Raw genomic sequence first — 25424 nt, 5'->3', positions numbered from 1 at the left:
ACCTGGACCCGCTGCCGACGGCTGACGCCTTCGTGCTGGCCGGCCCGGAGGGCCGGCACGCGGCCACCGTGCGGCGGCTGCGGGTGGGCGAGCGCCTGGATGTCACCGACGGGGCTGGCAGCGCGCTGGAGTGTGCGGTCCGGTCGGTCGGCCGGGACGAGCTCGAATGCGTGGTCCTGCGCCGGCGGGCGGTGGGTGCTGCGGCCCCGCGGCTGGTCGTGGTCCAGGCACTGGCCAAGGGCGACCGCGCCGAGCAGGCGGTCGAGATGCTGACCGAGGTGGGCGTCGACGAGATCGTGCCGTGGGCGGCGGCGCGCTGTGTGGTCCGCTGGGACGGCGAGCGCGGGGAGCGCTCCCGGAGCCGCTGGGTCCGCACGGCGCGCGAGGCCGCGAAGCAGTCACGCCGGCTGGTCTGGCCGCAGGTCGGTGCTCTGGTGACCACCGGCGCACTCGCCGAGCGGGTGCGGCGAGCGCACCTCGCCGTCGTCCTGCACGAGACGGCGTCGACGCCGCTGGCCGGCCTCGCCCGGCCGGTGCGCGCCGACGCCGCCCGGGGCGCCGACCCAGCCGGGGGCGACGACTCCGCCCCGGGCGGAGACCGGGGCGGCCGAGACCCGGAGATCCTGTTGATCGTGGGCCCGGAGGGCGGCGTGACCGACGACGAGGTCGCCCGGTTCGCCGCCGCGGGCGCGGTCGCGGGGCGGCTCGGCCCGACGGTGCTGCGGACCTCCACCGCGGGCGTCGTGGCAGCCGCGGTGGTACTCGCCGACGCCGGTCGGCTGGCCGGATAGACTGGGGTTCTTCTGCAGGGTGATCCTCGCCGTTCGAGCGACTGCCGGCCGGGCGACTCACCCACCCCTGAAGTGAGAGGTGCATCGGCCCAGGCGGCCGTATTACATGCCCGAATCCGACGCTTCCCCCGACCCGCGGGTGACCACGCGCATCGTCGTTCCCGGCCCGCACAGCATGGTGAGCCTGCTCGGCCACCAGGACCAGCTGCTTCGTGTGATCGAGAAGGCGTTCTCCTCCGACATCCACGTCCGCGGCAACGAGATCACCATCACCGGTGAGGCCGCGGAGAACGCGGTCGCCGCGCGGCTGTTCTCCGAGCTGATCGCGTTGCTCGACGCCGGAACGGAGCTCAGCCCGCAGCACGTGGACCACTCCGTGGCGATGCTGCGCAGTGGCGTGGGGGAGCGGCCCGTCGAGGTGCTCACCCTCAACATCGTGTCGAACCGTGGTCGGACCATCCGGCCCAAGACGCTGAACCAGAAGCACTACGTGGACGCGATCGACAAGCACACGATCGTGTTCGGTATCGGCCCGGCCGGTACCGGCAAGACCTACCTGGCGATGGCGAAGGCGGTGCAGGCACTCCAGGCCAAGAAGGTCAACCGGATCATCCTCACCCGGCCGGCCGTCGAGGCCGGCGAGCGTCTCGGCTTCCTGCCCGGCACGCTCTACGAGAAGATCGACCCGTACCTTCGGCCGCTCTACGACGCGTTGCACGACATGATCGACCCGGACTCGATCCCGCGCCTCATGCAGAGCGGCACCATCGAGGTCGCCCCGCTCGCCTACATGCGCGGCCGAACCCTCAACGACGCCTTCATCATCCTGGACGAGGCGCAGAACACCTCGCCGGAACAGATGAAGATGTTCCTGACCAGGCTCGGCTTCGGCTCGAAGATCGTGGTCACCGGCGACATCACCCAGGTTGACCTGCCGTCCGGCACGCACAGTGGCCTGCGGGTGGTCCGCGAGATCCTGGACGGTCTGGGCGACGTCCACTTCGCCACGCTGACCAGCACGGACGTCGTCCGGCACCGACTGGTCAGCGACATCGTCGACGCGTACGCGCGCTGGGACGCGGCGGGCCCGACACCCGCCGCGGACGCGCGCCCGCCCCGGGCCACCCGGCGGGACCGCCGGTGAGCGCCGGAGAAGGGGGTCTGTGATGGCGGTCTTCGTCGCGAACGAGTCCGGCGTCGCCGACTTCGACGAGGTGACCCTGGCAGCGCTGGCGCGGTTCGTCCTGGACACGATGAAGGTCAACCCGCTGGCGGAGCTGTCGGTCATGCTGGTCGAGCTCGACGCGATGACCGACCTGCACGTGCGCTACATGGGCGAGGACGGGCCGACGGACGTGCTGGCCTTCCCGCAGGACGAGGCGTTCGAGCCGGCCTGGTCGGAGTCGGCGGAGGAGGACCCGACGACACTGCTCGGCGACGTCGTCCTGTGCCCCGAGGTGGCCCGCAGACAGGCCGCGCAGGCCGGTCATGGCATGGAGCGCGAACTTCACATTCTTTGCACCCACGGCATCCTGCACCTGCTCGGCTACGATCACGCGGAGCCGGAGGAGGAACGGGAGATGTGGAAGCTCCAGAACAGCCTGCTCGCCTCCTGGGACACCGCGGCCGGCGCCGGCACCTCCTGAGGAGTCCGGTCCGCCATGGCATCCGGTGATCTCCTGCTGGTCTTCATCGCCGCGGTGGCGGCGCTCGCCGCCGCCGGTCTCGGCGCGGTCGACGCCGCCCTGACGAGGGTCTCGCGGGTGACGGTCGAGGAGTTCGCCCGGCAGGGGAAGGCCGGCGCGGCGAACCTGGGCCGGGTCGTGGCGGACCCGGGGCGTTACCTCGCGTTGCTGCTGCTGTTGCGGATCGTCGGCGAGATGGTCTCCGCCGCGTGCATCACCCTCCTCGCCGTCCACGCCTACGGGGCGGGGTTCGCCGCGGTCGGCCTGGGCGCGCTGGTGTCCACCCTGGTCGCGTACGTCCTGGTCGGCGTGATGTTCCGGACCCTCGGGCGGCAGCACGCCCCTGCGGTGTCCCTGGCGACCGCCGGCCTCACCATCCGGCTGGCGCGGATCTTCGGGCCGCTGCCTCGCCTGCTCATCGCCTTCGGCAACGCGGTGACCCCCGGTCCCGGTTTCCGGGACGGGCCGTTCGCCTCCGAGGCGGAGCTGCGTGACCTGGTCGACCTCGCCGAGGAGAACGAGGTGATCGAGCCCGAGGAGCGCGACATGATCGCCTCGGTCTTCGAGCTCGGCGACACCCTCGTCCGCGAGGTGATGGTGCCGCGCCCGGACATGGTCTTCATCGAGTCGGACAAGACCGTGCGGCAGGCGATCTCGCTGGCGCTGCGCAGCGGCTTCTCCCGCATCCCGGTGATCGGCGAGAGCATCGACGACGTCGTCGGCATCGCCTTTCTCAAGGACATGGTCGGCTGGGAGCGGGAGGGCCGGGAGAGCCGCCGGGTAGCCGAGATCATGCGCGCTCCCGTGCTGGTCCCGGAGAGCAAGCCCGCGGACGACCTGCTGCGCGAGATGCAGGCCTCGCGGACCCACATGGCCGTGGTCATCGACGAGTACGGCGGCACCGCCGGCCTGGTGACCATCGAGGACATCCTTGAGGAGATCGTCGGTGAGATCACCGACGAGTACGACAGCGCCGCGCCGCCGGTCGAATGGCTCGACGAGGACACGGCCCGGGTCACGGCGCGCCTCGACGTCGACGATCTCGCCGAGTTGTTCGGCGTCGGCGTCGGCGACGTGCCCGGCGCCCGCGACGTCGAGACGGTGGGCGGACTGCTCGCCAGCGCGCTCGGCCGCGTGCCCATCCCGGGCGCGACCGCCGACGTCGCCGGGCTGCGGCTGTCCGCCGAACGGGCGGCCGGCCGGCGCAACCAGATCGGCACGGTCGTCGTGCGCCGGCTGTCGCCCGCCGCCGGCGGCACCGATGGCGGCGACGGCGAGACGAGGGGCGCGAGCCGGAAGGCCGACGGCGAGTCCGACGGCCGCCCGCCGGGCTCCGCGAGCAGAAAGGTGACATCGTGACGGCTTCCACCACCCCATCCAGCCCGCCGGCCGGGCTCACGCTGGAGGCGGAGGACACCAAACTGGTCGTGCTGGCCCGGGCCGCCCGGCTGCGGGCCTACACCCCCGGCGGGCAGTCCGCGGAGGGTGCCGCGGTGCGCGACACCGACGGCCGGACCTACGCCGCCGCGACCGTCGGGCACTCCCGGCCCGACCTGGCGACCTCGGCGCTGCGGGCCGCGGTCGTGGCCGCGGCCTCCAGCGGCGCCCGGCGCTTCGAGGCCGCCGTGGTGGTCACCGAAGCGGCCGCGGTGGGCACCGACGACCTGGCCATGCTCGCCGAGTTCGGCGCCGGGGTACCGGTGTACCTCGCCGGCCCCGACGGCGTCGCTCGCACCCGGACGTCGAGCTAGTGGACCTGGCGACGGGGTTCCGCTCGGGTTTCGCCTGCTTCGTGGGGCGGCCCAACGCNGGTAAGTCCACCCTGATGAACGCCCTGGTGGGAAGCAAGGTGGCGATCACCTCAGGGCGCCCGCAGACAACCCGGCACGCCATCCGGGGGATCATCCACCGGCCGGACGCCCAGCTCATCCTCGTCGACACCCCGGGCCTGCACCGTCCGCGCACGCTGCTCGGCCAGCGCCTCAACGACATCGTGCGGGCGACGCTGTCGGAGGTCGACGTGATCGGTTTCTGCATGCCGGCCGACGAGCCGGTCGGCCGCGGTGACCGCTTCATCGCCGACGAGCTCGGCCGGCTGGCNGGGCGCACACCCGTGGTGGCCATCCTGACCAAGGTCGACAAGGTCGGCGACCCGGACCGGGTCGGCGCCCGGCTGCTGGAGGTGTCTGCCCTCGGGGACTTCGCCGAGATCGTCCCGGTGAGCGCGGTGTCGTCGTTCCAGGCCGACACGCTGGCGGACGTGCTGGTCGCCCGGCTGCCGGAGGGCCCGCGGCTCTATCCGGAGGGCGAGCTGACCGACGAGCCCGAACAGGTCATGGTCGCCGAGCTGGTGCGTGAGGCGGCGCTGGAGGGCGTGCGCGACGAGCTGCCGCACTCACTGGCCGTGGTCGTCGAGGAGATGATCCCGCGGGAGAACCGCCCGCCGGACCGGCCGCTGCTCGACGTCCACGTCAACGTGTTCGTCGAACGGCCGAGCCAGAAGGCGATCGTCATCGGGGCCGGCGGCTCGCGGCTGCGCGACGTCGGCAGCCGGGCCCGCACCCAGATCGAGGCGCTGCTGGGCACTCCGATCTACCTGGACCTGCACGTCAAGGTGGCGAAGGACTGGCAGCGGGACCCCAGGCAGCTCCGTCGGCTGGGCTTCTGAGCCGTCCGGCGCAGCGCCGGGCGCGCTGGGACGGATGCGGCCCGCCGGGTCGGCGGGGCGGGCATGTAACCATGGGTACGTGCCGGTGTATCGCGATGAGGGCGTGGTCCTGCGAACCATGCCCTTCGCCGAGGCCGACCGCATTGTCACGGTGCTCACGCGGCGTAACGGCCGGGTCAGGGCGGTTGCCCGGGGCGTCCGCAGGACGTCCTCCCGGTTCGGCGCGCGGCTGGAACCTGGAACCCACGTCGACCTCCAGCTCCACGAGGGCCGCTCGCTGGACACGGTCACCCAGGCGGACATCCTCGGTGCCTACGGGGCGACGATCGCCCTGGAGTACGCGCGCTACACCGCCGCGGCCGTCATGCTGGAGACGGCCGAGCGTCTGACCAGCGAGGAACGCCAGCCCGCCTTCCGGCTGTTCCTGCTGCTGGTCGGTGGCCTGCGCACGCTCGCGGCCGGTGAGCGTGCGCCGTCCCTGGTCCTGGACGCGTTCCTGCTGCGCTCACTCACCGTCTCCGGTTATGGCATGGCACTCGACGAATGCGCGCTCTGTGGGGAGCCCGGACCGCACCACTCGCTGTCCGTTCCCAACGGCGGCGTAGTGTGCCCGGAATGTCGACCGCGGGGTGCGGCGTCGACGTCTCCGGCCGCGGTGCAGCTGCTGGCCGATCTTCTGCACGGCGACTGGGCCGGCGCGGAGGCGACGGATGGCCGCACCCGGCGAGAGGCCGGGGGGGTCGTGGCCGCATACCTTCAGTGGCACCTCGAACGGGCGCTGCGTGCCNTGCCGCATCTTGAACGGACGTGAGGGCCACGAGTGTGGGTGGCCGGGTGGACGCGGAGGCGGGTCCCGGGGCCGGGCGCGGGCATGCGTGGCGGGCGAGGGGAACCGTGTGAGGAGCGGGGACGGGATGTGTGCTGCGAGACCGGTGGTCAGAGTGGTCCCGGGCCGGCGGGGGGCGGTCGGTGAGCCGCCGGCCCGGACGAGAGGATGTCGGTTGTGAGCCTGCGTGAAGAGGTGGGCAGGCGGTACCGCGACCCGCGTCCCCACCCGTCCGGAGCGCAGCCGCCGCAGCTGCCGCCGGCCCTCGTCCCGCGTCATGTCGGGATCGTCATGGACGGCAACGGGCGCTGGGCGAAACTGCGCGGCCTGCCCCGGACCANGGGACACGAGGCCGGCGAGGACTCGTTGTTCGACTGCGTTGAGGGCGCCATCGAGCTGGGTGTGCGCTGGCTTTCGGTGTATGCGTTCTCGACCGAGAACTGGAAGCGCTCACCGGACGAGGTGGCGTTCCTGATGCGGTTCACCGACGGCGTGTTCGGGCGGCGCATCGAGGACATGCACGCGCTCGGCGTCCGCGTCCGCTGGGCGGGCCGGCGGCCTCGGCTGTGGGGAAACGTCATCCGCCGGCTGGAGTCGGCGGAGGAGCGGACCCGCGACAACGACCGCCTGACGCTGGTGATGTGCGTGAACTACGGCGGGCGCGCCGAGTTGGCGGACGCCGCCGCGGCGATCGCCCGGGACGTGCGTGACGGCCTGCTGAGGCCGGAGCGCATCAACGAGGAGACGATCGCCCGCTACCTCGACGAGCCGGACATGCCGGACGTCGACCTGCTGATCCGCACCTCGGGGGAGCAGCGGCTGAGCAACTTCCTGCTGTGGCAGTCGGCCTACGCGGAGTTCTCCTTCGTGGGCACCCTGTGGCCCGACTTCGACCGTCGGGACCTCTGGCTGGCCTGCGAGGACTACGCGCGGCGCGACCGGCGCTACGGCGGGATCGTCGCGAACCGTGCCTGAGCACGGCGGTGTCACCGGCCCGGGCCCAGCCCCGGATCCAGCTGTGGATTCGGGGCCGGGCCCGGGGCGGGGGACCGGTCGTCCGGCGGCGGCGGCGAGCGCGGCCGCCGCCCCGGTGGTCGCGGTGCTGCGTTTCGACGTCCCCGAGCCCTCCTGGGGTGACTTCGCCGCGGCCGGTGAGCGGGTGGTGGCCGCGCTGGCCGCGCAGCGCGGCTTCCGCGCGGCCCGGTTCGGCCGCTGCGTCGACGAACCGGCGGCCTGGCTGCTGGTCACCGAATGGGCCGGTCCGGGTGCCTGGCGGCGGGCACTGTCCGGCTTCGACGTCCGGTGTGAGCTGACGCCGCTGCTCAGCTGGGCCCAGGACGCCCCGGGAGCGTTCGAGGTGCTGCATGAGCGCTCCGCTGACGGGACGGAGCGCTCACACGGGTCGGCCCGCGCCCTGGACGCGGACGTCGCCGCGCCCGGCGGCGCGGGGCGGCACCGCGGCTGACAGCCCGGCTGACAGCGTGCCTGGCGCCGCGCCTGGCACCGGGGCCGGCGTGTGGTGCCGGGGCAGGCGGTGACAGCGCCGCCACCCGGTAGCCTCGGCGGTGTAACACCCGATCACCGAGCTGCCGAGGCTGACCCGATGCTGACCANGCAGGACGCCCTGCTGACGTTGACCCGCTACTGGACCGAGCGCGGCTGCATGATCGTGCAGCCGTTCAACACCGAGGTCGGCGCCGGTACGCACAACCCGGCGACCATCCTGCGGGTGCTGGGTGGCGAGCCGTGGCGGGTGGCGTACGTGGAGCCCTCGGTGCGTCCGGACGACTCGCGGTACGGGTACAACCCCAACCGCCTGCAGACGCACACCCAGTTCCAGGTGGTCCTCAAGCCGGACCCGGGTGACCCGCAGGAGCTGTACCTGGGCAGCCTGCGCGCGCTGGGGATCGACACCGCCGCGCACGACGTCCGCTTCGTCGAGGACAACTGGGCCTCGCCCGCCCTCGGCGCCTGGGGGCTCGGCTGGGAGGTGTGGCTGGACGGCCAGGAGATCACCCAGTTCACCTACTTCCAGCAGGCCGGTGGGCAGTCCCTGGACCCGGTGAGCGTCGAGATCACCTACGGGATCGAGCGGATCCTGATGACGCTGCAGGAGGCCCGGCACTTCGCCGACATCAGCTATGCGCCCGGGGTCTCCTACGGCGAGGTGTTCGNCCAGGCCGAGTACGAGATGTCGCGGTACTACNTGGACGAGGCCGACATCGACACGGTGCGCCGGATGTACGACGACTTCGCGGCCGAGGCACGCCGGCTCATCGACGCCCGGCTGCCCGTCCCGGCCCATGTGTACGTGCTGAAGTGCTCGCACGCCTTCAACGTCCTGGACTCCCGCGGCGCGGTCTCCACGACCGAGCGGGCGACCTCGTTCACCCAGATGCGCGGGATGTCGCGGGAGGTCGCCGCGCTCTGGCGGGACCGGCGGGCCGAGCTGGGCAGCCCGCTGGGGGAGTCCCCGCGGCCGGCCCCGGCCGTCCCGGCCACGGTCGACCCGGCGGCGGTGCCCACCGGGCCGGCGACCCTGCTGTTCGAGATCGGCACCGAGGAGCTGCCCGCCGCCGAGGTGACCAGGCAGACCGAGGCCGTCCGCGCGGCCCTCGTCGAGCGGCTCGCCGCGACCCGGCTCACCCACGGCGCCGTGCTGGTGCGGGGCACCCCGCGGCGGATCGTCGCGGTGGTCGACGACGTCGCGCCCCGGGAGCCCGACGTCGAGCGGGTCGTGCGCGGCCCGCGCCGCTCGGCCGCCTACGACGCGGCGGGCGCGCCGACGAAGGCGGCGACCGGGTTCGTCCGCGGGCAGGGCGGCGAGGTGGCCGACCTGACGATCGTCGAGCACCGCGGGGTCGAGCACGTGGCGCTGGTGCGCACCGACCTCGGGCGGGGGGCGACCGAGGTGCTCGCCGAGGTGCTCGGCGCCGTCCTGGGCGGCCTGCGGGCCGAGCGGAACATGCGCTGGAGCGACCCCGAGCTGTCGTTCAGCCGCCCCGTGCGCTGGGTGGTGGCGCTGCTCGGCGAGTCGGTGGTTCCCGTCGCCGTGTCCACCCTGGCCGCCGGAACGACGTCGCGCGGTCACCGCCGCGCCGGCTCCCCGCCGATCGAGGTGCGGTCCGCCGACGGCTACGCCGAGCTGCTCGCCAGGCACTCCGTGCTGCTCGACCCGGCCGTCCGCCGGGAGCTGATCGTGGACGAGGCGGCGAAGCTGGCGGCCGAGCACCACGGCGTGATCGACCTCGACGTGGAGGCCGACGTCCTGGACGAGGTGACCAACCTGGTCGAGTACCCGCGGCCGGTGCTCGGCTCGTTCGAGCGGCGCTACCTGGACCTCCCGGCCGAGATCCTCACCACCGTGATGCACAAGCACCAGCGCTACCTGGCCGTGCGGGACGCGGCCGGAGCACTGCTGCCCTGCTTCGTGACCGTCGCGGACGGGGCCGTCGACGTGCCGCTCGTGCGCGCCGGGAACGAGGCCGTGGTGCGTGCCCGGTTCGAGGACGCGGCGTTCTTCTTCGACGCCGACCTCAAGGTGCCGCTGGAGACGTTCCGCGCCGGCCTGGAGAAGCTCACCTTCGAGCAGCGGCTCGGCTCGGTGGCGGACCGCGCGGACCGCATCGCGAAGCTCGCCGGCCTGCTCGCGGACCGTCTCGGCGCGGGCGCCGGCGGAGGCCTGCCGGAGTCGGACCGCGCCACCCTGGACCGCGCCGGTCAGCTGGCCAAGTTCGACCTCGCCACCCAGATGGTGATCGAGCTGTCCAGCCTCGCCGGGACGATGGCCCGGGAGTACGCCCGGCGCGCGGGCGAGCCGGCGGCGGTCGCCGAGGCGCTCTACGAGATGGAGCTGCCGCGCCGCGCCGGCGGGGACCTCCCGCGGACGGTGCCCGGTGCCCTGCTCGCGCTGGCCGACCGGCTCGACCTGCTGGCCGGCCTGTTCGCGCTCGACGCCGCGCCGACCGGCAGCTCCGACCCGTTCGGCCTGCGCCGGGCCGCGCTCGGGGTGACGGCCATCCTGGCGCAGCGTCCCGAGTTCGCCGGGCTCGCCGTGGCCGACATGCTGGCCGAGGCGGCGAAGCTCGTGCCGGTCCCGGTCTCCCGCAACGCCCTTGACCAGGCGGAAGCGTTCGTGCGCGGCCGATTCACCCAGCAACTGCTCGACGCGGGGGTGGACCACCGGCTCGTCGCCGCGCTGCGTCCCCTCACGGGACGACCGGCCCGCGCCGTCGCGACGCTGGAGGAACTGCGCAGCCTGGTGGCCAGCCCGTCCTTCGCCCGGCTCGCCGCCGCCGTCGGACGCGTCCGCCGGATCGTTCCGGCGGACACCGCGCCGGGCATCGTGATCAGTGATCTCGTGGATCCGGCGGACCACCGGCTCGCCCAGGCCGCCACCGAGCTGTCCCGGCAGCTGGTGGCGCGCGGCGGCGGGCAGGCCCCGCGGCTCGCGGACTTCGTCACCGCCGCGGCCGGTCTCCCGGAGGCCGTCGAGTCCTTCTTCGACGGGGTGCTGGTCATGGCCGAGCAGCCGGCGCTGCGGGCCGCCCGGCTCGGCCTGCTGGCCGAGATCCGGGACCTCGCCGCGGAGGTGCTGGACTGGGACGCACTCGGCACCGTGGTGACCGCGACTCCGGGTAGCCCGGGCGATTCGTGAGGACGGATCGGCGGTCGGCCGTTTCGGGCAGGTCGGCGGCGGCTAACGTGACATCGCGTGGACCTGTCCCTTCGGCGGTTTCTGCCCCGTCCGCCCGCGGCGTCCTGGTTTCGGGTGCCGTGGTGGCGCTGGGTCGTGCGGGTCGTCGCGATGACCGTCGCGCTGCTGCTGGTGGCGGCGGTCGTGACCTTCGGGCAGGTGTGGTGGGTCGGGCGCGGTGACGACCGGCGCCGGTCCGACGCACTGATCGTGCTGGGGGCCTCGCAGTACGACGGGCGGCCGTCGGCGATCCTCGCGGCCCGGCTGGACCACGCGCTCGAGCTGTACCGCGGCGGGGTGGCACCCCGGGTGATCACCGTCGGCGGAAATCAGCCGGGTGACCGGTTCACCGAGGCCGAGGCCGCGGCGACCTACCTGCGTGATCGCGGTGTTCCGGCGAACGCGGTGCTGGCGGTGCCCCAGGGGCGGGACACCCTCTCCTCGCTGACCGCCGTCGCCGGGCTGATGGACAGCAGGCAGTGGCGGTCCGCGGTGGTGGTTACCGACCGCTGGCACAGTCTGCGGTCCCGCGCGATCGCGGCGGACCTGGGCATCGTCGCGGTCACGTCACCCGCGACCGAGGGCCCGGCGAACCGCGGTTTCGGCACCCAGGCCCGCTACATCCTGCGTGAGGGGATCGGCTACCGCTTCTACCAGCTGTTCCATCGCGCCTCCCCGGCGGCGGCGCACACCCCCGCGGTCTGAGCGGCCGCGGGCACCGGCGCCGGGCACGCTCATCGCGGACGATCCCGGGTGGTGGGCACCCAGGTGGGTACCCCCGCCCGGCGGCGGGCGCGGAACCCACGGGTGATCACCACCACGGCGGGCCGGTCGGCCCGGGCGGGCGGAGTCCCGCGGCCGGGCCCGGTAGTCCCTGCGCCCGGGCCATCCGGCCTGGATCCGAGGACCGGCCGGGTACCGCGAACGGGACGTCCGATGTGACGAAGGCCGGTTTTCCGCCGGTGTGGCGGGGCGGACGTGCTGGTACGGTTCGGATCGCGGAGTGACGGGGTAGTGCGACAGGCGTCAGACGCCGGGTCGGCCGGCCCGCGGCACATACGACGTTCGATCCTGTGCGGGCCGCACGACCACGGCTGCCCCCATGCCGGCGCCGCCGGCTGGTGCGCCGGCCCGGACCAGGACAACCGAAGACCAGCGCAATGCTGACGAAGGAGACTGGTGTGGCAACTCCCGTGTCCGATGTGGTTGGAGTCGCCGACCTGNAGACGGTTCGGGAACTCGCGCAACAGCTGCGGGTTGACTCGGTACGCAGCAGCACCTCGGCGGGCTCCGGTCATCCGACCTCCTCCATGTCCGCCGCGGATGTCATGGCTGTGCTGCTCACACGCCATCTCCGTTACGACTGGGACAAGCCGGACGATCCCGCGAACGACCACCTGATCTTCTCCAAGGGGCATGCCTCGCCCCTGATCTACTCGATGTTCAAGGCCGTCGGCGTGATCTCCGATGACGAGCTCATGACCGGCTACCGCCGGTTCGGTCACCGCCTGCAGGGGCATCCGACCCCGATCCTGCCCTGGGTGGACGTCGCGACCGGATCGCTNGGCCAGGGCCTGCCGGACGCCGTCGGCGTGGCGCTCGCCGGCAAATTCCTGGACAAGGTCCCGTACCGGGTCTGGGTGGTCTGCGGCGACAGCGAGATGGCCGAGGGCTCCATGTGGGAGGCTCTGGACAAGGCGTCCTTCTATGGGCTGTCGAACCTGATCGCCATCGTGGACGTCAACCGGCTCGGCCAGCGCGGGCCGACCGAGCTCGGCTGGGACCTGGCCGCCTACGCCCGCCGGGTCGAGGCCTTCGGTGCCCGGGCCGTCACCATCGACGGCCATGACCTGGGCGCGATCGACGCCGCGCTCGCCGACGCCGAGGACGCGTCCCGGCCGACGGTCATCCTCGCCCGCACCCGCAAGGGTGACGGCTTCTCCGAGGTCGCGGACGCCGAGGGCTGGCACGGCAAGCCGTTCAGTGAGGACATGGCCGCCCGGGCGATCGTCGAGCTGGGTGGTGAGCGCAACCTGCGCGTCCGCGGCCCGGTACCGCCGGCGGACTTCCCGCGGCCCGCGCCCCCGGTCCACCCGGCGGTCACCCTGCCGACGTACGAGCTCGGGGCGAAGGTGGCCACCAGGCGGGCCTACGGGCAGGCACTGGCGGCCGTCGGCGTGCGCACGGACGTCGTGGCGCTCGACGCCGAGGTCAGCAACTCGACCTACTCCGAGGACTTCACCAAGGCCCACCCGGACCGGTTCTTCGAGATCTTCATCGCCGAGCAGCAGCTGGTCGCCGCCGCGGTGGGGCTCGCGGTGCGCGGCTACATCCCGTTCGCGTCGACCTTCGCCGCGTTCCTGTCCCGCGCGTACGACTTCATCCGGATGGCGGCCATCTCGCAGGCCGACATCCGGCTCTCCGGGTCGCACGCCGGGGTGGAGATCGGGCCGGACGGGCCGTCCCAGATGGCCCTGGAGGACCTCGCGATGATGCGGGCGGTCGGTGGTTCGACCGTGCTGTACCCGAGCGACGCGACGTCTGCGGCGAAGCTCGTGGAGGCGATGACCGAGATCTCCGGCGTGAGCTACCTGCGGACCACCCGTGGTGCCTACCCGGTTCTCTACGGGCCGGACGAGACGTTCGCCCCGGGCGGTTCCAAGGTCCTGCGCAGCTCGGAGGCCGACACGGTGACCCTGGTCGGTGCCGGGGTCACCCTGCACCACTGCCTGGCCGCCGCCGACGTGCTGGCTTCCGAGGGAGTGTCGGCGAGGGTGATCGACCTGTATTCGGTCAAGCCGGTCGACGCCGCCACGCTGGCGGAGGCGGCGCGGGCGACCGGCGGGCGTCTGGTGGTCGTGGAGGACCACTACCCCGAAGGCGGTCTCGGTGCCGCGGTGCTGGAGGGCCTCGCGGGGGTCCTGCGGGACGGCAGCGTCTCGCTGCGGCTGGCGCACCTCGCGGTCACCGAGCTGCCCGGTTCCGGAACGCCCGACGAGCTGCTGGACTTCGCCGGCATCTCCGCGCCGCACATCGCCGAGGCAGCCCGCGGGCTGCTGCGCTGATCGTGGGTGGTGTGTGGAAGGCCCCGGTTCCGGGGCCTTCCACACACGAGGCCGGCACCTCGGCGAGGTGCCGGCCGTGAGGAGCTTCGGTCACGCGCGGGGCTTCCGTGACGTGACAGGCCCGGGTGACGTGACGGGCCCTGGCGCCGTGACAGCCCCGGTGAGGGCCGCTCAGTCGCCGCCCGCCGGGGAGGGACCACCACCGAAGGTCATGTCGACCAGGGTGAGGTAGAGCCGGTCCGGCCGCGGAAGAAAACTGATCTTCGACAGTGCCTGGTCCTGACCGGCGGACTCGACCACGAACTCGCCGTAGCCGAGGAGTCGGCCGAGCGGGTCCCGGTTGTAGGTCAGGTCGGTGATCTTCGACAGTGGCATCGTCTGGACCTTTCGGAAGACGATGCCGGACACCTTCAGCAGGCGCTTGTCGGTGATCATGAGGTGGTCGAAGTGCCAGTCCGCGATCTTCCAGAGCATCCGGAGGATCATGAACAGCGCGAAGTACCACAGCAGCGTGGTGACGAGGCTGGTCTCGACGTCCTGCATGGCCAGGGCGATGTTGACGACGAGGGCGAGCAGGACCGCGCCCAGTGTCTGCGCGAGGATCGGCAGCATGATCGCCCAGTGCAGCCGCACCATCATGACCAGGCGCTCCTGGGAGGCCAGGTACTTGGTGTCCCGCAGCGCTGGGTCCGGAAGCTGAAGTCTCACCACGGTCGAAGTCTCGCAGACGTCGGGTCTGGCTGGAACGGCTTCACAGGGCTGTGTCTGTGACGAACTCCGACGCTCCGTTCCCGATGTCCTCAAGCCAACCGATGACCCGGTCGATGATGCTCGCGGCGCTGTCCGGTGCGGTCACGATGAAGAAGACAAGGAACGCGATCGCACCGTACTTGACGATCTTGTCCACGGCGGGCCTCCGGGCCGAGTTGGGGGAACGGGGTGCGCCCAAAGTATCGTCGTTGCGATCGCCTTAGGTAGGTAAATCGGCCTGATGCGCGATGCTTCGTGGTCACTGAGTGGTATGCCCGGGCCTTCGCAGGGCGCTGAGCTTGCAAAACAGGTCGGGTGTCACCCTATGTGATGGGCCGTACACCCCTTTGTGGGTGTTGATCCACACATTTGCTTTCGGCGTGTCGCCGCCCTCTGGGGGAAGGTCGCGGGTCGTCCTGCTGTTGGGTGCCGCCCCCGCCGCTCCGCTGCCCGCCCTGGTCCGGCCGGCCCCTGCCCGCCGCCGTGGCCCCTGGCCGCGAGTCCGTCCCTCCCGCCTCTGCCCCCTCCCGCCTCTGCCCGTCAAGGGGTCGCCCTGTCGCGTCTCGTGGCCGTTGGGGTGCCGGCGGGCGGCGGTCCGCGGGCACTGTCGGGCCGAGCGCGGACAAGGGCACTGTGACCAGCGAAAAACGACGTACGCTGTGATCGCTGCCGGCCGCGTTTGGGATGGGATGGGGTCGTGGCGCGACACTGGAGTGATGAGTGTGGTTCGTCGGTGGCTTCCGATGTGGTCTGTGTCGCATCATGGACACCGGCGGGGTGTGCCGAACGGTGTCGGTCGTCGCCCTCCGGCGCGGTGCGGGCGGCGCGGCCCGCGCGGCGCCGCCCGCCCGAGCGGAGGCCGGTCGCCCACGGGCGTACGCGTGGCATGATCGGCACTGTCGGTCGGATGACAAGTACCATCACGCGAAAGGACCGTTGACACCGACGTCATCGGCGGCTCCGCTCGCTCGGCGGCAACGCCGCCCCCGGCGGGCTCGGTCGCCGGCAACGTCGAATCAGGTGACCGGACACGGAAGCCCGCGATGCGCAACCCCAGGCCGGGTGGCGCCGTCTATCCAGTGAAGTCGGAGCCCGTCGTTGGCGGGCCCGCCGGACGTGACCAGGGAGGGTTCGGTGGCTGGACGTATCCGCGACGCCGACATCGCCCTCGTCCGGGAGCGGTCACCCATCGCGGACATCGTCGCCGATCATGTTCAGCTCCGCCCGGTTGGCGGCGGCAGCCTGGTCGGGCTGTGCCCCTTCCACGACGAGAAGTCGCCCTCGTTCAACGTGCGGCCCTCCGTCGGTCTCTTCCACTGCTTCGGTTGTAACGAGGGCGGTGACGTCTACGCCTTCGTCCGCAAGATCGACGGGCTGAGCTTCCCCGAGGCGGTGGAGCGCCTCGCCCGCCGGGCCGGGATCACGTTGACCTACGAGGGTGGCGGCACGACCAGCCGGGCGGTGACGAGCCAGCGCCAGCGGCTGCTGGAGGCGCACCGGCTGGCCGCCGAGTTCTACACCGAGCAGCTCTACTCCGCCGCGGAGGCCCGCGCGGGCTGGGAGTTCCTCGCCGCCCGCGGCTTCGACCGGGCGGCGGCCGAGCGGTTCGGGCTGGGCTACGCCCCCTCGTCCTGGGACTCGCTGACCCGCCATCTGCTCGCCCGTCGGTTCACCGCCGAGGAGCTGGAGCTGGGTGGGCTGGCGAAACGCGGTAGCCGCGGCGGGCTCATCGACCGGTTCCACCACCGGCTGCTGTGGCCGATCCGTGATCTCGGTGGCGAGGTGGTCGGCTTCGGCGGCCGGCGACTCGCCGAAGGGCCCGACGCCGGGCCGAAGTACCTGAACACCGCCGAGACCCCACTGTTCAAGAAGGCCCGGCTGCTCTACGGCGCCGACCTGGCCAGGCGTGACATCGCCCGCCGCTACCAGGTCGTCGTGGTGGAGGGGTACACCGATGTCATGGCCTGTCACCTCGCCGGCGTCACGACGGCGGTCGCGAGCTGCGGGACGTCGTTCGGCAACGAGCACGTCGCGATCGTCCGCCGGCTGCTGATGGATTCGGACAGCAGGGCCGGCGAGGTCGTCTTCACCTTCGACGGAGACAAGGCCGGGCAGGCCGCGGCCATGCGGGCCTTCGAGTACGAGGAGCGCTTCGTCACCCAGACCTTCGTCGCGGTGCAGCCGGACGGCCTCGATCCGTGCGATCTGTGGACCCAGCGGGGTGACGCGGCCGTGCGTGACCTCGTGGCGAGCAGGCAGCCGCTGTTCGAGTTCGCGATCCGCGGTGTGATCGACCGTTACGACCTGAACACGACGGAGGGCCGCCTCGCGGCGCTCGACGCGGCCGCCCCGCTGGTCAACCGGCTCAAGGACGCCGGCATCCGGCATCGGTACGCGGTCAACCTGGACCGCTGGCTGGGCTTCCTCGACGAGCGGTTCGTCGTCGAGCGGGTCGCGCAGCACCGTTCCCGGACCCAGCCGGCCGGCGGCGCGGACGGCGCGGCGGTGCTGTCGGCCGCGCGTCGGCGGGCGGACCCCGCACCCGACGACGCCACCGTCATCGTCGAGCGGGAGACGCTCAAGCTCGCCCTGCAGTTTCCGGGGCTGGCCGGCCCGTTGTTCGACATGCTCGCCGCGGAGTTGTTCACTGTTCCCGCGCACCGCGCGGTCCGGGAGGCGATCGCCGCGGCGGGCGGGGTGTGCGCGGGGCTGTCCGCGGCCGGTGACCCGGCCGGCTGGGTCGCGGCTGTCGTGGAGGCGGTGCCGGAGGAGGAACTGCGGCGGTTCGTCCTCGCGCTCGCCGTCGAGGGGGTGCTGTGCGACCACGATGTGGACGACCGCTACGTCGACGAGCAGATGTCGCGTGTTCAGGAGCTGCATGTGACCCGTCGGATCAGGGAAGTCAAGTCGCGGGTGCAGAGGCTGAACCCGACATCCGACATCGATGCCTTCAACCGTGCGTTCGGTGAGCTGATTGCTTTGGAACAGCACAAGCTCCAACTCCGGGAGCGGGGCGTAGGTGCCGCGTAACCTGGGTCGATCCCGAGAAGGAAGTGACGAGATTCCGCCCATGAGTCCCACCGTCCTACCCCGTGAGGCCCAGGTGGACGAGGTCAAGGACCTCATCACCCGTGGCAAGGAGATTGGTTTCCTCACCACTGAGGACGTCACGGTCGCGATCCAGGCGGCCGAGCTGCCCCCTGAGCAGGCCGAGACGGTCCTGCAGGTGCTCAACGACGAGGGCATCGAGGTCCTCGAGGCGGGAGGAGAGAACGCCGACGAGGCGGATCTGCTTGCCCGTCGGCGTCGTGAGGAGGAGGAGCTCGCTCTCAAGGCGCCGACCTCCGACCCGGTACGGATGTACCTGAAGGAGATCGGCAAGGTCCCGCTGCTGACCGCGGAGGAGGAGGTCGACCTCGCCAAGCGGATCGAGGCGGGTCTGTTCGCCTCCGAGAAGATCGCGGCGGCGACGAAGAAGACCTCTCCGCAGATGCGCCGGGACCTGGAGGCGATCGAGCGGGACGGGCAGATCGCCAAGCGGAAGCTCGTCGAGGCGAACCTGCGACTGGTGGTCTCGATCGCCAAGCGCTACGTCGGGCGCGGCATGCTTTTCCTGGACCTGATCCAGGAGGGCAATCTCGGTCTGATCCGGGCAGTCGAGAAGTTCGACTACACCAAGGGCTACAAGTTCTCCACGTACGCCACCTGGTGGATCCGGCAGGCAATCACGCGCGCGATTGCCGACCAGGCGCGGACGATCCGTATCCCCGTGCACATGGTCGAGACGATCAACAAGCTGATCCGCATACAGCGTCAGCTTCTGCAGGACCTCGGCCGGGAGCCGAGCCCTGAGGAGATCGCCAAGGAGATGGACCTCACCCCGGACAAGGTCCGGGAGATCCTGAAGGTGTCCCAGGAGCCGGTTTCGCTGGAGACGCCGATCGGTGAGGAGGAGGACTCCCACCTCGGCGACTTCATCGAGGACTGCGACGCGGTCGTGCCGGTCGACGCGGCCAGCTTCATCCTCCTGCAGGAGCAGCTCGACTCGGTTCTGCACACGCTCTCCGACCGGGAGAAGAAGGTGATCCAGCTCCGCTTCGGCCTCACGGACGGCCATCCGCGGACGTTGGAGGAGGTCGGCCGCGAGTTCGGCGTGACCCGGGAGCGCATCCGGCAGATCGAGTCGAAGACGCTGTCCAAGCTGCGCCACCCGTCTCGTTCGCAGAAGCTGCGCGACTACCTGGAATAGTCGAACTCGCTGTAGTCGTTTGTTGACTTCACGTGTTCGCCCTGTAAGGGTCGGACCCTGTGGCGCAGCGGTCAGGCAGTCCGGAAGAAGGATCTGCGACTCCCGGACTTCCTGACGGCGGTGCGTCCCAGTACCCACGCGTCTCGCTTGTCCGGTCGCTTGTCCTCGCGGCGTTCGGCTGGCGGACGTTCCTGGGTGCCTGGTGGGTTCGTCTGCTGCTGGCTCTGACCCCGCCGTCCTGGCGGCCAGGGCTGGCACTGCGGCTGGTCGGGCTGGCTCCGTACTACTTCCACGGCCGGAATCTGGGCGGCGCGGCGCACCGCAGCCGCGTCTCGCGCGAGATGTTCGTCCGTGACGTGCTGGAGCCGTACCTGGCACCGGAGCAGGACCTGCTCGATGTCGNCTGCGGCCCCGGCTACCTCGCCCGCGCGGTGTCCGGGCGGGTCTGGTCCGTCGCGGCGGTTGACGTCTCCCGCGGAGTTCTCGCCTGCGCGCGTGTCCTCAACCCGGCGATCAACATCGACTATCGGACTCCTCGGGAGTTCTTCGGTTCCGGCCGGCGGGTGGACATCGCCGTCTCCCTCACCATGGCCAGCCGACTTGGCGATGACGAGTTGTCGGCCCTGCTCAGCTCGGTGCGGGCGAGCGTGCGCCCTGGCGGGCGCCTCGTCCTTCAGGCGGCGCTGCCGGACCCGCGGCCGACGGCGGACCTGGGTTCGAGTCCGGCGCCCGAGTCCGATCCGGAGTCTGGGGCTGGGCCGGAGCCGGGTTTGGAGCTGAGGTCGGCGAGGCCCGCCGGCCGGTCCGAGCGGCGGCGGGCCGTGCGCGGTGGCGGGCTACGGAACAGATACCTGGACCCCCACCACCCGCGCGCCGCCGAGCATCTGGTTCGGCTGATCGAGCGGGCCGGCTTCGCCGACGTCGAGCTCCACCTCCTGCGTGAGCCGGACCCCGCGGGCAGGCCCGAGCGGAACTGCCTGTTGGTCGCGGTCCGCCGGCACGATCCTGTTCCGCGGCGGGCGGACCGGGAATCCGTCTGGCCGCCGGACCGGGTGGCGGAACCCGCGGCCAGCTCCTGATCAGGAACGCCCGGCTCGGGCGTCCTCCGTCGCGGATCTCGGGGCCGGGGCCTGGGCGGATGCCGCGGCATGAACCGGGTCGTGCGGGTCGGTGTCCGTGCTGCCGACGTTCTCGCCCGGCTGGCGTCCCAGCAGCGCGCCGAACACCGCCCGGGTGTGCTCCGCGGGATCTGTCACCGCACGTGCCCAGTCGGTTGCCTGTCGTCCGGCCCGAGCCAGGCGCGCGCGGTCGGCAAGCAGATCGGACAGGACGTGGGCCAGCGCGGGCGCGGACTCGTCCGCGGGCGTCCAGCCCGTGACCCCCCGCTGGTAGGCGTCGCGGGAGCCACCCTGCGCCGGGCCGATGACCGCGCAGCCCGCGAGCTGTGCCTCGAGCAGGGCGGTGGGATGTGACTCGCCGCTGACCGGCGGCCTCGTCCGGGTCCTGGTGCACAGGGCGAACAGGTCCGCGGTCGCGTACAGCCGGGCGAGCGCCTCGTCGCCGGGGTCCTCCTCCAGCTCGGTGTGCTCTCGGGCGGCCAGGCGGGCGTGCAGCGCGCCGGGGGCCGGGCCGGGCCCCGCGATCACCAGACGTACCGGTCCCAGCCGCTGGCTCACGGTCTCCAGTGCCTCCAGCAGCGTCGACAGCCCCTTCGCCTCCCACTCGTCCAGCGGGAAGACGCTGAGAACGGTGNGGACGGGCGGCAGCGGACGCCGACGCACGGCCTCGGTGAGGAGGGTCTGGCGCCAGCCGGGTTCCAGGCCAGCCGGGATGATCGTGCCCACACGTGTCCTGGACAATGCCCCGGCACCGAAGGAACTGGTCGTCACCGGGTAGAGCCGGGGGTCATGGCGGAGCAGGAACCGCAGGTGGGGCTGCATGGTCCACATATCGACACCGTGGAACAGCACCGGCACCCGACCGGCGCCGGTGAGCCGGGCGGCGACCAGCCCGGCCGGCATCAGGTCCATATGCCCCACGACGACGGCGTCCAGCGTTCCCAGTCCGCGGGCTCGCGCGGCCGAGTTCCAGACCGATCGGCACCGAGAGGCGAACTCCGCGGCCGCGTGACCAGGACGGGCCGTCAGCCCGGACCGGGTGGCCGGCCTGCCCGGCCCACCCGGCGCGGTCGGCCCGTTCGGTGTGGGCGGGCCGTTCGGTGTGGGCGGGCCGGTTGACGATGCCGAGGCCGCTGGCCTGGTCGGCCCGCGCTGGTCCTCCCGGCGGTGCTGGCCGGTCGGCCAGAACGGTTCCTCCGACTCCAGGCAGGTGACCTGCGCGCCGCCCGAGCGCAGGCCCCCGACGACCGCGGCAAGGTGACGTGCGGTGTCTGGGCGTGCCGTCGCCGTGCTCAACAGGAGCACTTGTGGAGCGGCCGAAACCGGGTCGGGCGTGACGGGCGATCTGCGAGATAGAGGCACGGAAAGTGATAGTAGTTAATCTCTCCGTAGTTGCCGCGATGCGTGGCCGTGTCCGTCGAGTCCGGGCGCCCGTGTCGTCGTGGGTTCGGCGTCGAAGGTCTCTCTGTGGCCGTGGGGGCGTGGCGCACCCTCAGTCTCATCCTTGCTTGATGTGATTGGAGTATCACTTTGAGTGTCCGATGGGCTCCCCCGGTGACCGGGCGCGGCCATGCGCGGACAACAGGGAAGNGACAAGCAAGAGGGAAGCGACTACAGGAAGCACGGTGTCCTCGATGTCCACAGACCTTCGTTACCGCAACAAGGGAAACTCGGCGTTGCTCGATCTCGTCGACATCCCGCCCGGCCGGGCACTGGACTGCGGCTGCGGCGCGGGTGACAACGCACGGCTGCTGCGCGACGCCGGCTGGCGGGTCACCGGCGTCACGCGGGACCCGGCGGAGCTGGCCGCCGCGGCCGCCGAGTGCGAGAGCGTGGAGCTCGTGGACCTTGCCGACGGCCTGGGTTTCGCCGCGGACGGGTTCTTCGATCTCGTGGTGCTCTCGCACATCCTGGAGCATCTCGTCGAGCCGGCGGCGCTGCTCGCCGAGGCCTGCCGGGTGCTCTCGCCCGGGGGGCGGATTCTGGTCGCGCTGCCGAACGTCGCCCACTACCGGGAGCGCGCGGCGCATCTGCTGGGCCGGTTCGACTACACCGAGACCGGCGTCATGGACGTCACCCACCTGCGTTTCTTCACGGTGCGGACCGCCCGCCGGCTGCTGGAGGACAGCGGTCTGGAGATCCTCGCCGCCGGGGCGAGCGGTGGTCTGCCCTGGTGGCGCAGCCGGCAGTGGATCTCGGAGCCGTTGGTCGAGCGCGCCGACCGCTGGGCGCTGAGGACCCGACCCAACCTCTTCGCCTGGCAGTCCGTCTTCCTCGCGGTGCCGGACAGCCACCGGGCGTGGCCTTCGGGTGCCGCTCGGGCGGTGCCCCGGGCCGCGTCCCGCGACGAGGCCCGGGAGCCGGCGGTGCCGCCGATCCCAGCCCCGGGCCGGTCCGGCGGCGACACCCCGGCCGTCCCCTCCTAGCGTCACCCGCCGCGAGGACACACCGTCACGAGGCCCACCGGGTGGCTCTCGGTTCGTCCGGTCGGGGGCCGCCGTGCGGCGGGATGGGACCGAGCCCGTCCAGCAGGCCGTGCAGGACGAGCCGGGTTGGTCGGGAGGCGTGCGCCCCCCGCCGTTCGAGCACCGCCGCCCGTGGCAGGGTCACGAGGGCGGTCCACAGCACCGCCGCGAAGGTGCGGGCACGCCAGTGGTGGATGCGGGTGAACCAGAGCCGGTTGCGTACCTCGTAGTAGTCGCGCAGCGCGGTCGGGATCCGCTCCGCGCCGGATCGCCGCGCCGGTCGGCGGCTGACCACCACACTCCAGCCCGCCTGGCGCACCCGATGGCAGAAGTCGATGTCCTCGAAGCCCAGGAAGAATCGCCCGTCCATCGGTACCCGCCGGTGGCACTCGGCCTTGACGAACATCACGGTGCCGTCCACCCAGTTGGCCTCGCTGGGGCGATCGTCGGGAGGGCTGCCGAGGATCCGGGGGAGGACGAGGAAGCGGGTCGGTCGCGTCGGCAGGACCGGGGTGTACGGCCGGCCGGCGTCATCCACGATCGTGGGCGCGACGACTCCGATGTTCGCGCCCGCGAGCAGTTCCAGGCACACCCCGATGGTCAGGTCGTCGATCCGCACGCTGTTGTCGACCAGCAGGTACGCGGCGGCCGCGGGCATCGCCTCGACCGCGTACCGGAAGGCCCCGCCGCGACCGAGGTCGCGCGGGGGTACCAGCCAGCTCACGCCGGCGGGCAGCCCGGCCGCCCGCTCGGAGCGGTCGTTGGCCACTACCGCCACCTGGTCGAGATGGGCGGAGACGTCGAGGCGCGTCGCGAGATCGACCGTCGAGCTCGCCTGGTCCNGGTGGATGATCACGGCGATGGTCTTCATGGCCTCACCTCGTGCGGACCTGGCGCGGGAGTGCGGCAGGTCGAGGTGACCGCCACCGNGTTGGTTGCGAATCATAGCGATCCGATTACTCGGAGTATCGAAGCGCGGCTGTGTGGCGCTGGATGTCGGAAGGCCGGCCGCCCAGGTGCTGGTCCCTCCCGGGAAATGTCGGGCGCAGCGTTATCACCTGCAAATCAGTCGCAGATGCGTATTCTGAGCATCAGCTTGCGGGCCCGCCTCGCGGCCGAACCGGACGCCACGTGCGAAGGGGAGATCATGCACATCCCGGACGGGTTTATCGACGCGCCGACCTCCGCCGCGTTCGGCGCGGTCGCGGTCGCGGGAGTCGCCTACGCCGTGAAGCGGGCCGGGCACGAGAACCTCGACCGGCTCACGCCGCTGGCCGGCCTGGTCTCCGCATTCGTCTTCGCCGCCCAGATGCTCAACTTCCCGGTGGCGATGGGAACCAGCGGCCACCTGCTCGGCGGCATGCTCGCGGCCGTCCTGGTCGGGCCCTGGCTGGGCGCGATCGGGCTCGCGGTCGTGCTGGGTGTGCAGTCACTGTTCGCCGACGGAGGGCTCACGGCCCTCGGGCTCAACATCACGAACATGGCGCTGGTGGGCGCCGTCGGCGGATACGGGCTGTTCGCCGTGCTCCGCCGGGTACTGCCGCGGCGTGCCTCCTCCGTGGTCGTCGCGTCCGCCGTCGCCGCGTTCCTGACCGTGCCGCTCGCCGCGGGCATGTTCGTGGTCGAGTTCGCCCTCGGCGGGACGGTCGACCTTCCGCTCGGCGGCGTGGCCGGTGCGATGATCGGCGTTCACCTCCTGATCGGTATCGGGGAGGCGGCCATCACCGCGGCGACCATCAGCCTGGTCATGAGCACCCGGCCGGATCTCGTGTACGGCGGTCGTGACCTGCGCCAGGTGTCGGCGCTGGCAGTTCGCCGTCCGGCACCCGCGGCGGCGCCCCCCGCTCCCCCCGCTCCCGCCGGTTCGGTACCGGCGGTGGCCGCGGTCGGCGCCGGTGCGGTCGGGCAGGCAACTCGTCGCGCGGACGCGGGGAGCCACTCATGACCGGGCCCGCCCCCACGGACGGATCCGCCGCCCCCACGGACGGATCCGCCGCCCCCACGGACGGATCAGGCGCCCGCCAGGCAGAGCAGCCCGCGGCGCCCACCGCGTCCACTCCGCGGCGCAACACGGTCTTCGTCATGCTCGGGCTGCTGGTGGCCTTCCTGCTCGCCGGCTTCGTGTCCGGCTACGCCAGCTCGAGCCCGGACGGCCTGGAGAAGGTCGCACAGGATAAAGGATTCAGCCAGCAGGCCGAGGAGCACTCGTTCGCGGACTGGCCACTGGCGGACTACGCGGTGTCCGGCATCGCCAACGAGCGCCTCGCGGGTGGCCTGGCCGGCGTCATCGGGGTCTCGATCGCCTACGCCGTCGGCGGGGCCATCGGGCTCGCGGTGCGGGCCCGATGGCGGGCGGCGACGCCTCGCCGCCGACCTGACCGGGTGGGCGGGGGCTGACAACGCGATGGCCGGTGCGCACATCCTCGATCCCTTCCAGCCCGGGAGCGGCGCCCTCTACCGGATGCCGGCGCAGTGCAAGATCGTGGCGGCCTTCGGCTATGTGATCTGCGTGGTGTCCACCCCGATCACCGCTGGCCGGGCATTCGGTGTACACCTGCTGGTGCTGGTCGGCCTGTGCACGGCGGCGCGGCTCCGGCCACTGTTCGTACTGCGCCGGCTGGCAGTCGAGCTGCCCTTCCTTGCCTTCGCGGCGGCGCTGCCGTTCGTCGTGGGCGGTCCACGGGTCGAGGTGCTCGGCGTCGGGCTCTCCCGGCCGGGGCTGGAACAGGGGTTCGGCCTGCTGGCGCGGGCTACGCTCGGCCTGATGACCGTCATCGTGCTCGCCGCCACCACGCCGACCCGTGATCTTCTCGTCGGGCTTGAGCGGTTGCGGATGCCAGCTGTGATCCTCGCGGTGGCCTCCTTCATGATCCGCTACGCCGGCCTGATCGTGGACCAGATGCGTCGCATGAGCGTGGCCCGTCGTTCCCGCGGGCACGAGGCCCGCTCGCTGCGGGCGACCGGCGTGCTCGCGGCGTCGCTCGGCACCCTTTTCATCCGCTCGTACGAACGCGGTGAACGGGTCCACCTCGCCATGCTCGCTCGCGGATACACGGGAACCATCCCCGGAACCCTCCAGGTCACCGCGCCCCGACCGGTCCAGTGGACGCT

At 72.1% G+C, this 25424-nt stretch carries 21 protein-coding genes and 7 pseudogenes; 25 read left to right on the top strand and 3 right to left on the bottom strand.

The window, feature by feature from the left end; all coding sequences use genetic code 11:
* The first annotated feature begins 32 nt into the window (after positions 1-32).
* From UG55_RS03565 to UG55_RS03510, 17 genes and pseudogenes are all read left to right on the top strand, one after another.
* Positions 33-791 carry a 16S rRNA (uracil(1498)-N(3))-methyltransferase gene (locus UG55_RS03565; protein WP_066062808.1) on the top strand — a complete coding sequence of 253 codons (759 nt, stop codon included), beginning with the start codon at positions 33-35 and terminating at the stop codon, positions 789-791.
* 106 nt (positions 792-897) lie between these two features.
* Positions 898-1935 (top strand): PhoH family protein, encoded by a 1038-nt coding sequence (locus UG55_RS03560; RefSeq protein WP_066062804.1) that lies wholly within the window; start codon positions 898-900, stop codon positions 1933-1935.
* A 22-nt stretch (positions 1936-1957) separates the two neighbouring features.
* Positions 1958-2437 (top strand): rRNA maturation RNase YbeY, encoded by a 480-nt coding sequence (gene ybeY / locus UG55_RS03555; protein ID WP_066062801.1) that lies wholly within the window; start codon positions 1958-1960, stop codon positions 2435-2437.
* A gap of 15 nt (positions 2438-2452) precedes the next feature.
* Positions 2453-3835 (top strand): hemolysin family protein, encoded by a 1383-nt coding sequence (locus tag UG55_RS03550; protein ID WP_066062798.1) that lies wholly within the window; start codon positions 2453-2455, stop codon positions 3833-3835.
* A complete protein-coding gene (locus tag UG55_RS03545; protein WP_066062794.1) occupies positions 3832-4227 on the top strand; it encodes a cytidine deaminase in 396 nt (131 codons plus the stop codon). The genes UG55_RS03550 and UG55_RS03545 overlap by 4 nt, the downstream gene beginning before the upstream one ends.
* Positions 4227-4285 (top strand): annotated as a pseudogene (locus tag UG55_RS46610) (hypothetical protein); the annotation flags it as partial. The gene UG55_RS03545 and the pseudogene UG55_RS46610, both read left to right, overlap by 1 nt.
* 1 nt (position 4286) lies before the next feature.
* Positions 4287-4576 (top strand): annotated as a pseudogene (locus UG55_RS31960) (GTPase); the annotation flags it as partial.
* Between the two features lies 1 nt (position 4577).
* A partial coding sequence (gene era, locus UG55_RS31955; RefSeq protein WP_242423685.1) for a GTPase Era occupies positions 4578-5144 on the top strand: 567 nt, incomplete at its 5' end.
* A gap of 79 nt (positions 5145-5223) precedes the next feature.
* A pseudogene (gene recO / locus UG55_RS03535) lies at positions 5224-5931 on the top strand (DNA repair protein RecO); the annotation flags it as partial.
* A gap of 216 nt (positions 5932-6147) precedes the next feature.
* Positions 6148-6310: pseudogene (locus tag UG55_RS31950) on the top strand (isoprenyl transferase); the annotation flags it as partial.
* Between the two features lies 1 nt (position 6311).
* The coding region (gene uppS, locus UG55_RS03530; protein WP_242423684.1) for a polyprenyl diphosphate synthase at positions 6312-6945 on the top strand (634 nt) is incomplete at its 5' end.
* Between the two features lie 43 nt (positions 6946-6988).
* The gene (locus UG55_RS03525) at positions 6989-7435 is read left to right on the top strand and encodes an antibiotic biosynthesis monooxygenase (protein WP_242423683.1); all 447 of its coding nucleotides are present in this window, start codon (positions 6989-6991) and stop codon (positions 7433-7435) included.
* 149 nt (positions 7436-7584) lie between these two features.
* Positions 7585-8144: pseudogene (locus UG55_RS31945) on the top strand (glycine--tRNA ligase subunit alpha); the annotation flags it as partial.
* Positions 8145-8177: 33 nt separating this feature from the next.
* Positions 8178-10627 (top strand): glycine--tRNA ligase subunit beta (gene glyS / locus UG55_RS03520; RefSeq protein WP_242423682.1); only part of this gene is annotated, 2450 nt, incomplete at its 5' end.
* Between the two features lie 57 nt (positions 10628-10684).
* Entirely contained in the window at positions 10685-11371 is a 687-nt protein-coding gene (locus tag UG55_RS03515; protein WP_066062781.1) for a YdcF family protein, read from the top strand.
* 519 nt (positions 11372-11890) lie between these two features.
* Positions 11891-12230 (top strand): annotated as a pseudogene (locus tag UG55_RS31935) (transketolase); the annotation flags it as partial.
* Position 12231: 1 nt separating this feature from the next.
* The coding region (locus UG55_RS03510; protein WP_242423681.1) for a transketolase at positions 12232-13731 on the top strand (1500 nt) is incomplete at its 5' end.
* A 171-nt stretch (positions 13732-13902) separates the two neighbouring features.
* Here UG55_RS03510 and UG55_RS03505 read toward each other — a convergent pair.
* The gene (locus tag UG55_RS03505; protein ID WP_066062779.1) at positions 13903-14442 is read right to left on the bottom strand and encodes a PH domain-containing protein; all 540 of its coding nucleotides are present in this window, start codon (positions 14440-14442) and stop codon (positions 13903-13905) included.
* 40 nt (positions 14443-14482) lie between these two features.
* Positions 14483-14638, bottom strand: coding sequence for a hypothetical protein (locus tag UG55_RS29350; protein WP_199865019.1), 156 nt, complete (start codon positions 14636-14638; stop codon positions 14483-14485).
* A gap of 977 nt (positions 14639-15615) precedes the next feature.
* Here UG55_RS29350 and dnaG point away from each other — a divergent pair.
* From dnaG to UG55_RS03490, 4 genes and pseudogenes are all read left to right on the top strand, one after another.
* Complete coding sequence (gene dnaG, locus UG55_RS03500; RefSeq protein ID WP_066063478.1) at positions 15616-17511, top strand: DNA primase; 1896 nt, start codon at positions 15616-15618, stop codon at positions 17509-17511.
* Positions 17512-17551: 40 nt separating this feature from the next.
* On the top strand, positions 17552-18730 hold the full coding sequence (locus UG55_RS03495) for an RNA polymerase sigma factor (RefSeq protein WP_066062776.1): 1179 nt from the start codon (positions 17552-17554) through the stop codon (positions 18728-18730).
* 341 nt (positions 18731-19071) lie between these two features.
* Positions 19072-19132: pseudogene (locus UG55_RS45120) on the top strand (hypothetical protein); the annotation flags it as partial.
* Between the two features lies 1 nt (position 19133).
* Positions 19134-19809, top strand: a 676-nt coding sequence (locus tag UG55_RS03490) for a bifunctional 2-polyprenyl-6-hydroxyphenol methylase/3-demethylubiquinol 3-O-methyltransferase UbiG (RefSeq protein WP_242423680.1), incomplete at its 5' end; no start/stop codon positions are given.
* On the opposite strand, the gene UG55_RS03485 is transcribed toward UG55_RS03490, so the two are convergent.
* The gene (locus UG55_RS03485) at positions 19810-20460 is read right to left on the bottom strand and encodes a glycosyltransferase family 4 protein (protein ID WP_396230803.1); all 651 of its coding nucleotides are present in this window, start codon (positions 20458-20460) and stop codon (positions 19810-19812) included.
* Positions 20461-21482: 1022 nt separating this feature from the next.
* Between UG55_RS03485 and UG55_RS03480 the strand changes: the two genes are divergently transcribed.
* From UG55_RS03480 to cbiQ, 4 genes are all read left to right on the top strand, one after another.
* Positions 21483-22274, top strand: coding sequence for a bifunctional 2-polyprenyl-6-hydroxyphenol methylase/3-demethylubiquinol 3-O-methyltransferase UbiG (locus UG55_RS03480; RefSeq protein ID WP_066063473.1), 792 nt, complete (start codon positions 21483-21485; stop codon positions 22272-22274).
* A gap of 1114 nt (positions 22275-23388) precedes the next feature.
* Positions 23389-24258, top strand: coding sequence for an energy-coupling factor ABC transporter permease (locus UG55_RS03470; protein ID WP_242423679.1), 870 nt, complete (start codon positions 23389-23391; stop codon positions 24256-24258).
* Positions 24255-24710: a PDGLE domain-containing protein gene (locus UG55_RS03465; RefSeq protein WP_083986371.1), complete on the top strand. Its 456-nt coding sequence runs from the start codon at positions 24255-24257 to the stop codon at positions 24708-24710. Before UG55_RS03470 ends, UG55_RS03465 begins: the two co-directional genes overlap by 4 nt.
* Before the next feature lie 7 nt (positions 24711-24717).
* The coding region (cbiQ, locus tag UG55_RS03460; RefSeq protein ID WP_066062768.1) for a cobalt ECF transporter T component CbiQ at positions 24718-25424 on the top strand (707 nt) is incomplete at its 3' end.

The organism is Frankia sp. EI5c (assembly GCF_001636565.1).
In the GTDB taxonomy this organism is placed as follows: Bacteria; Actinomycetota; Actinomycetes; order Frankiales; family Frankiaceae; genus Parafrankia.
Note: the sequence above shows the minus strand (reverse complement) of the source record. Positions and strands in the feature narration are given on the sequence as shown.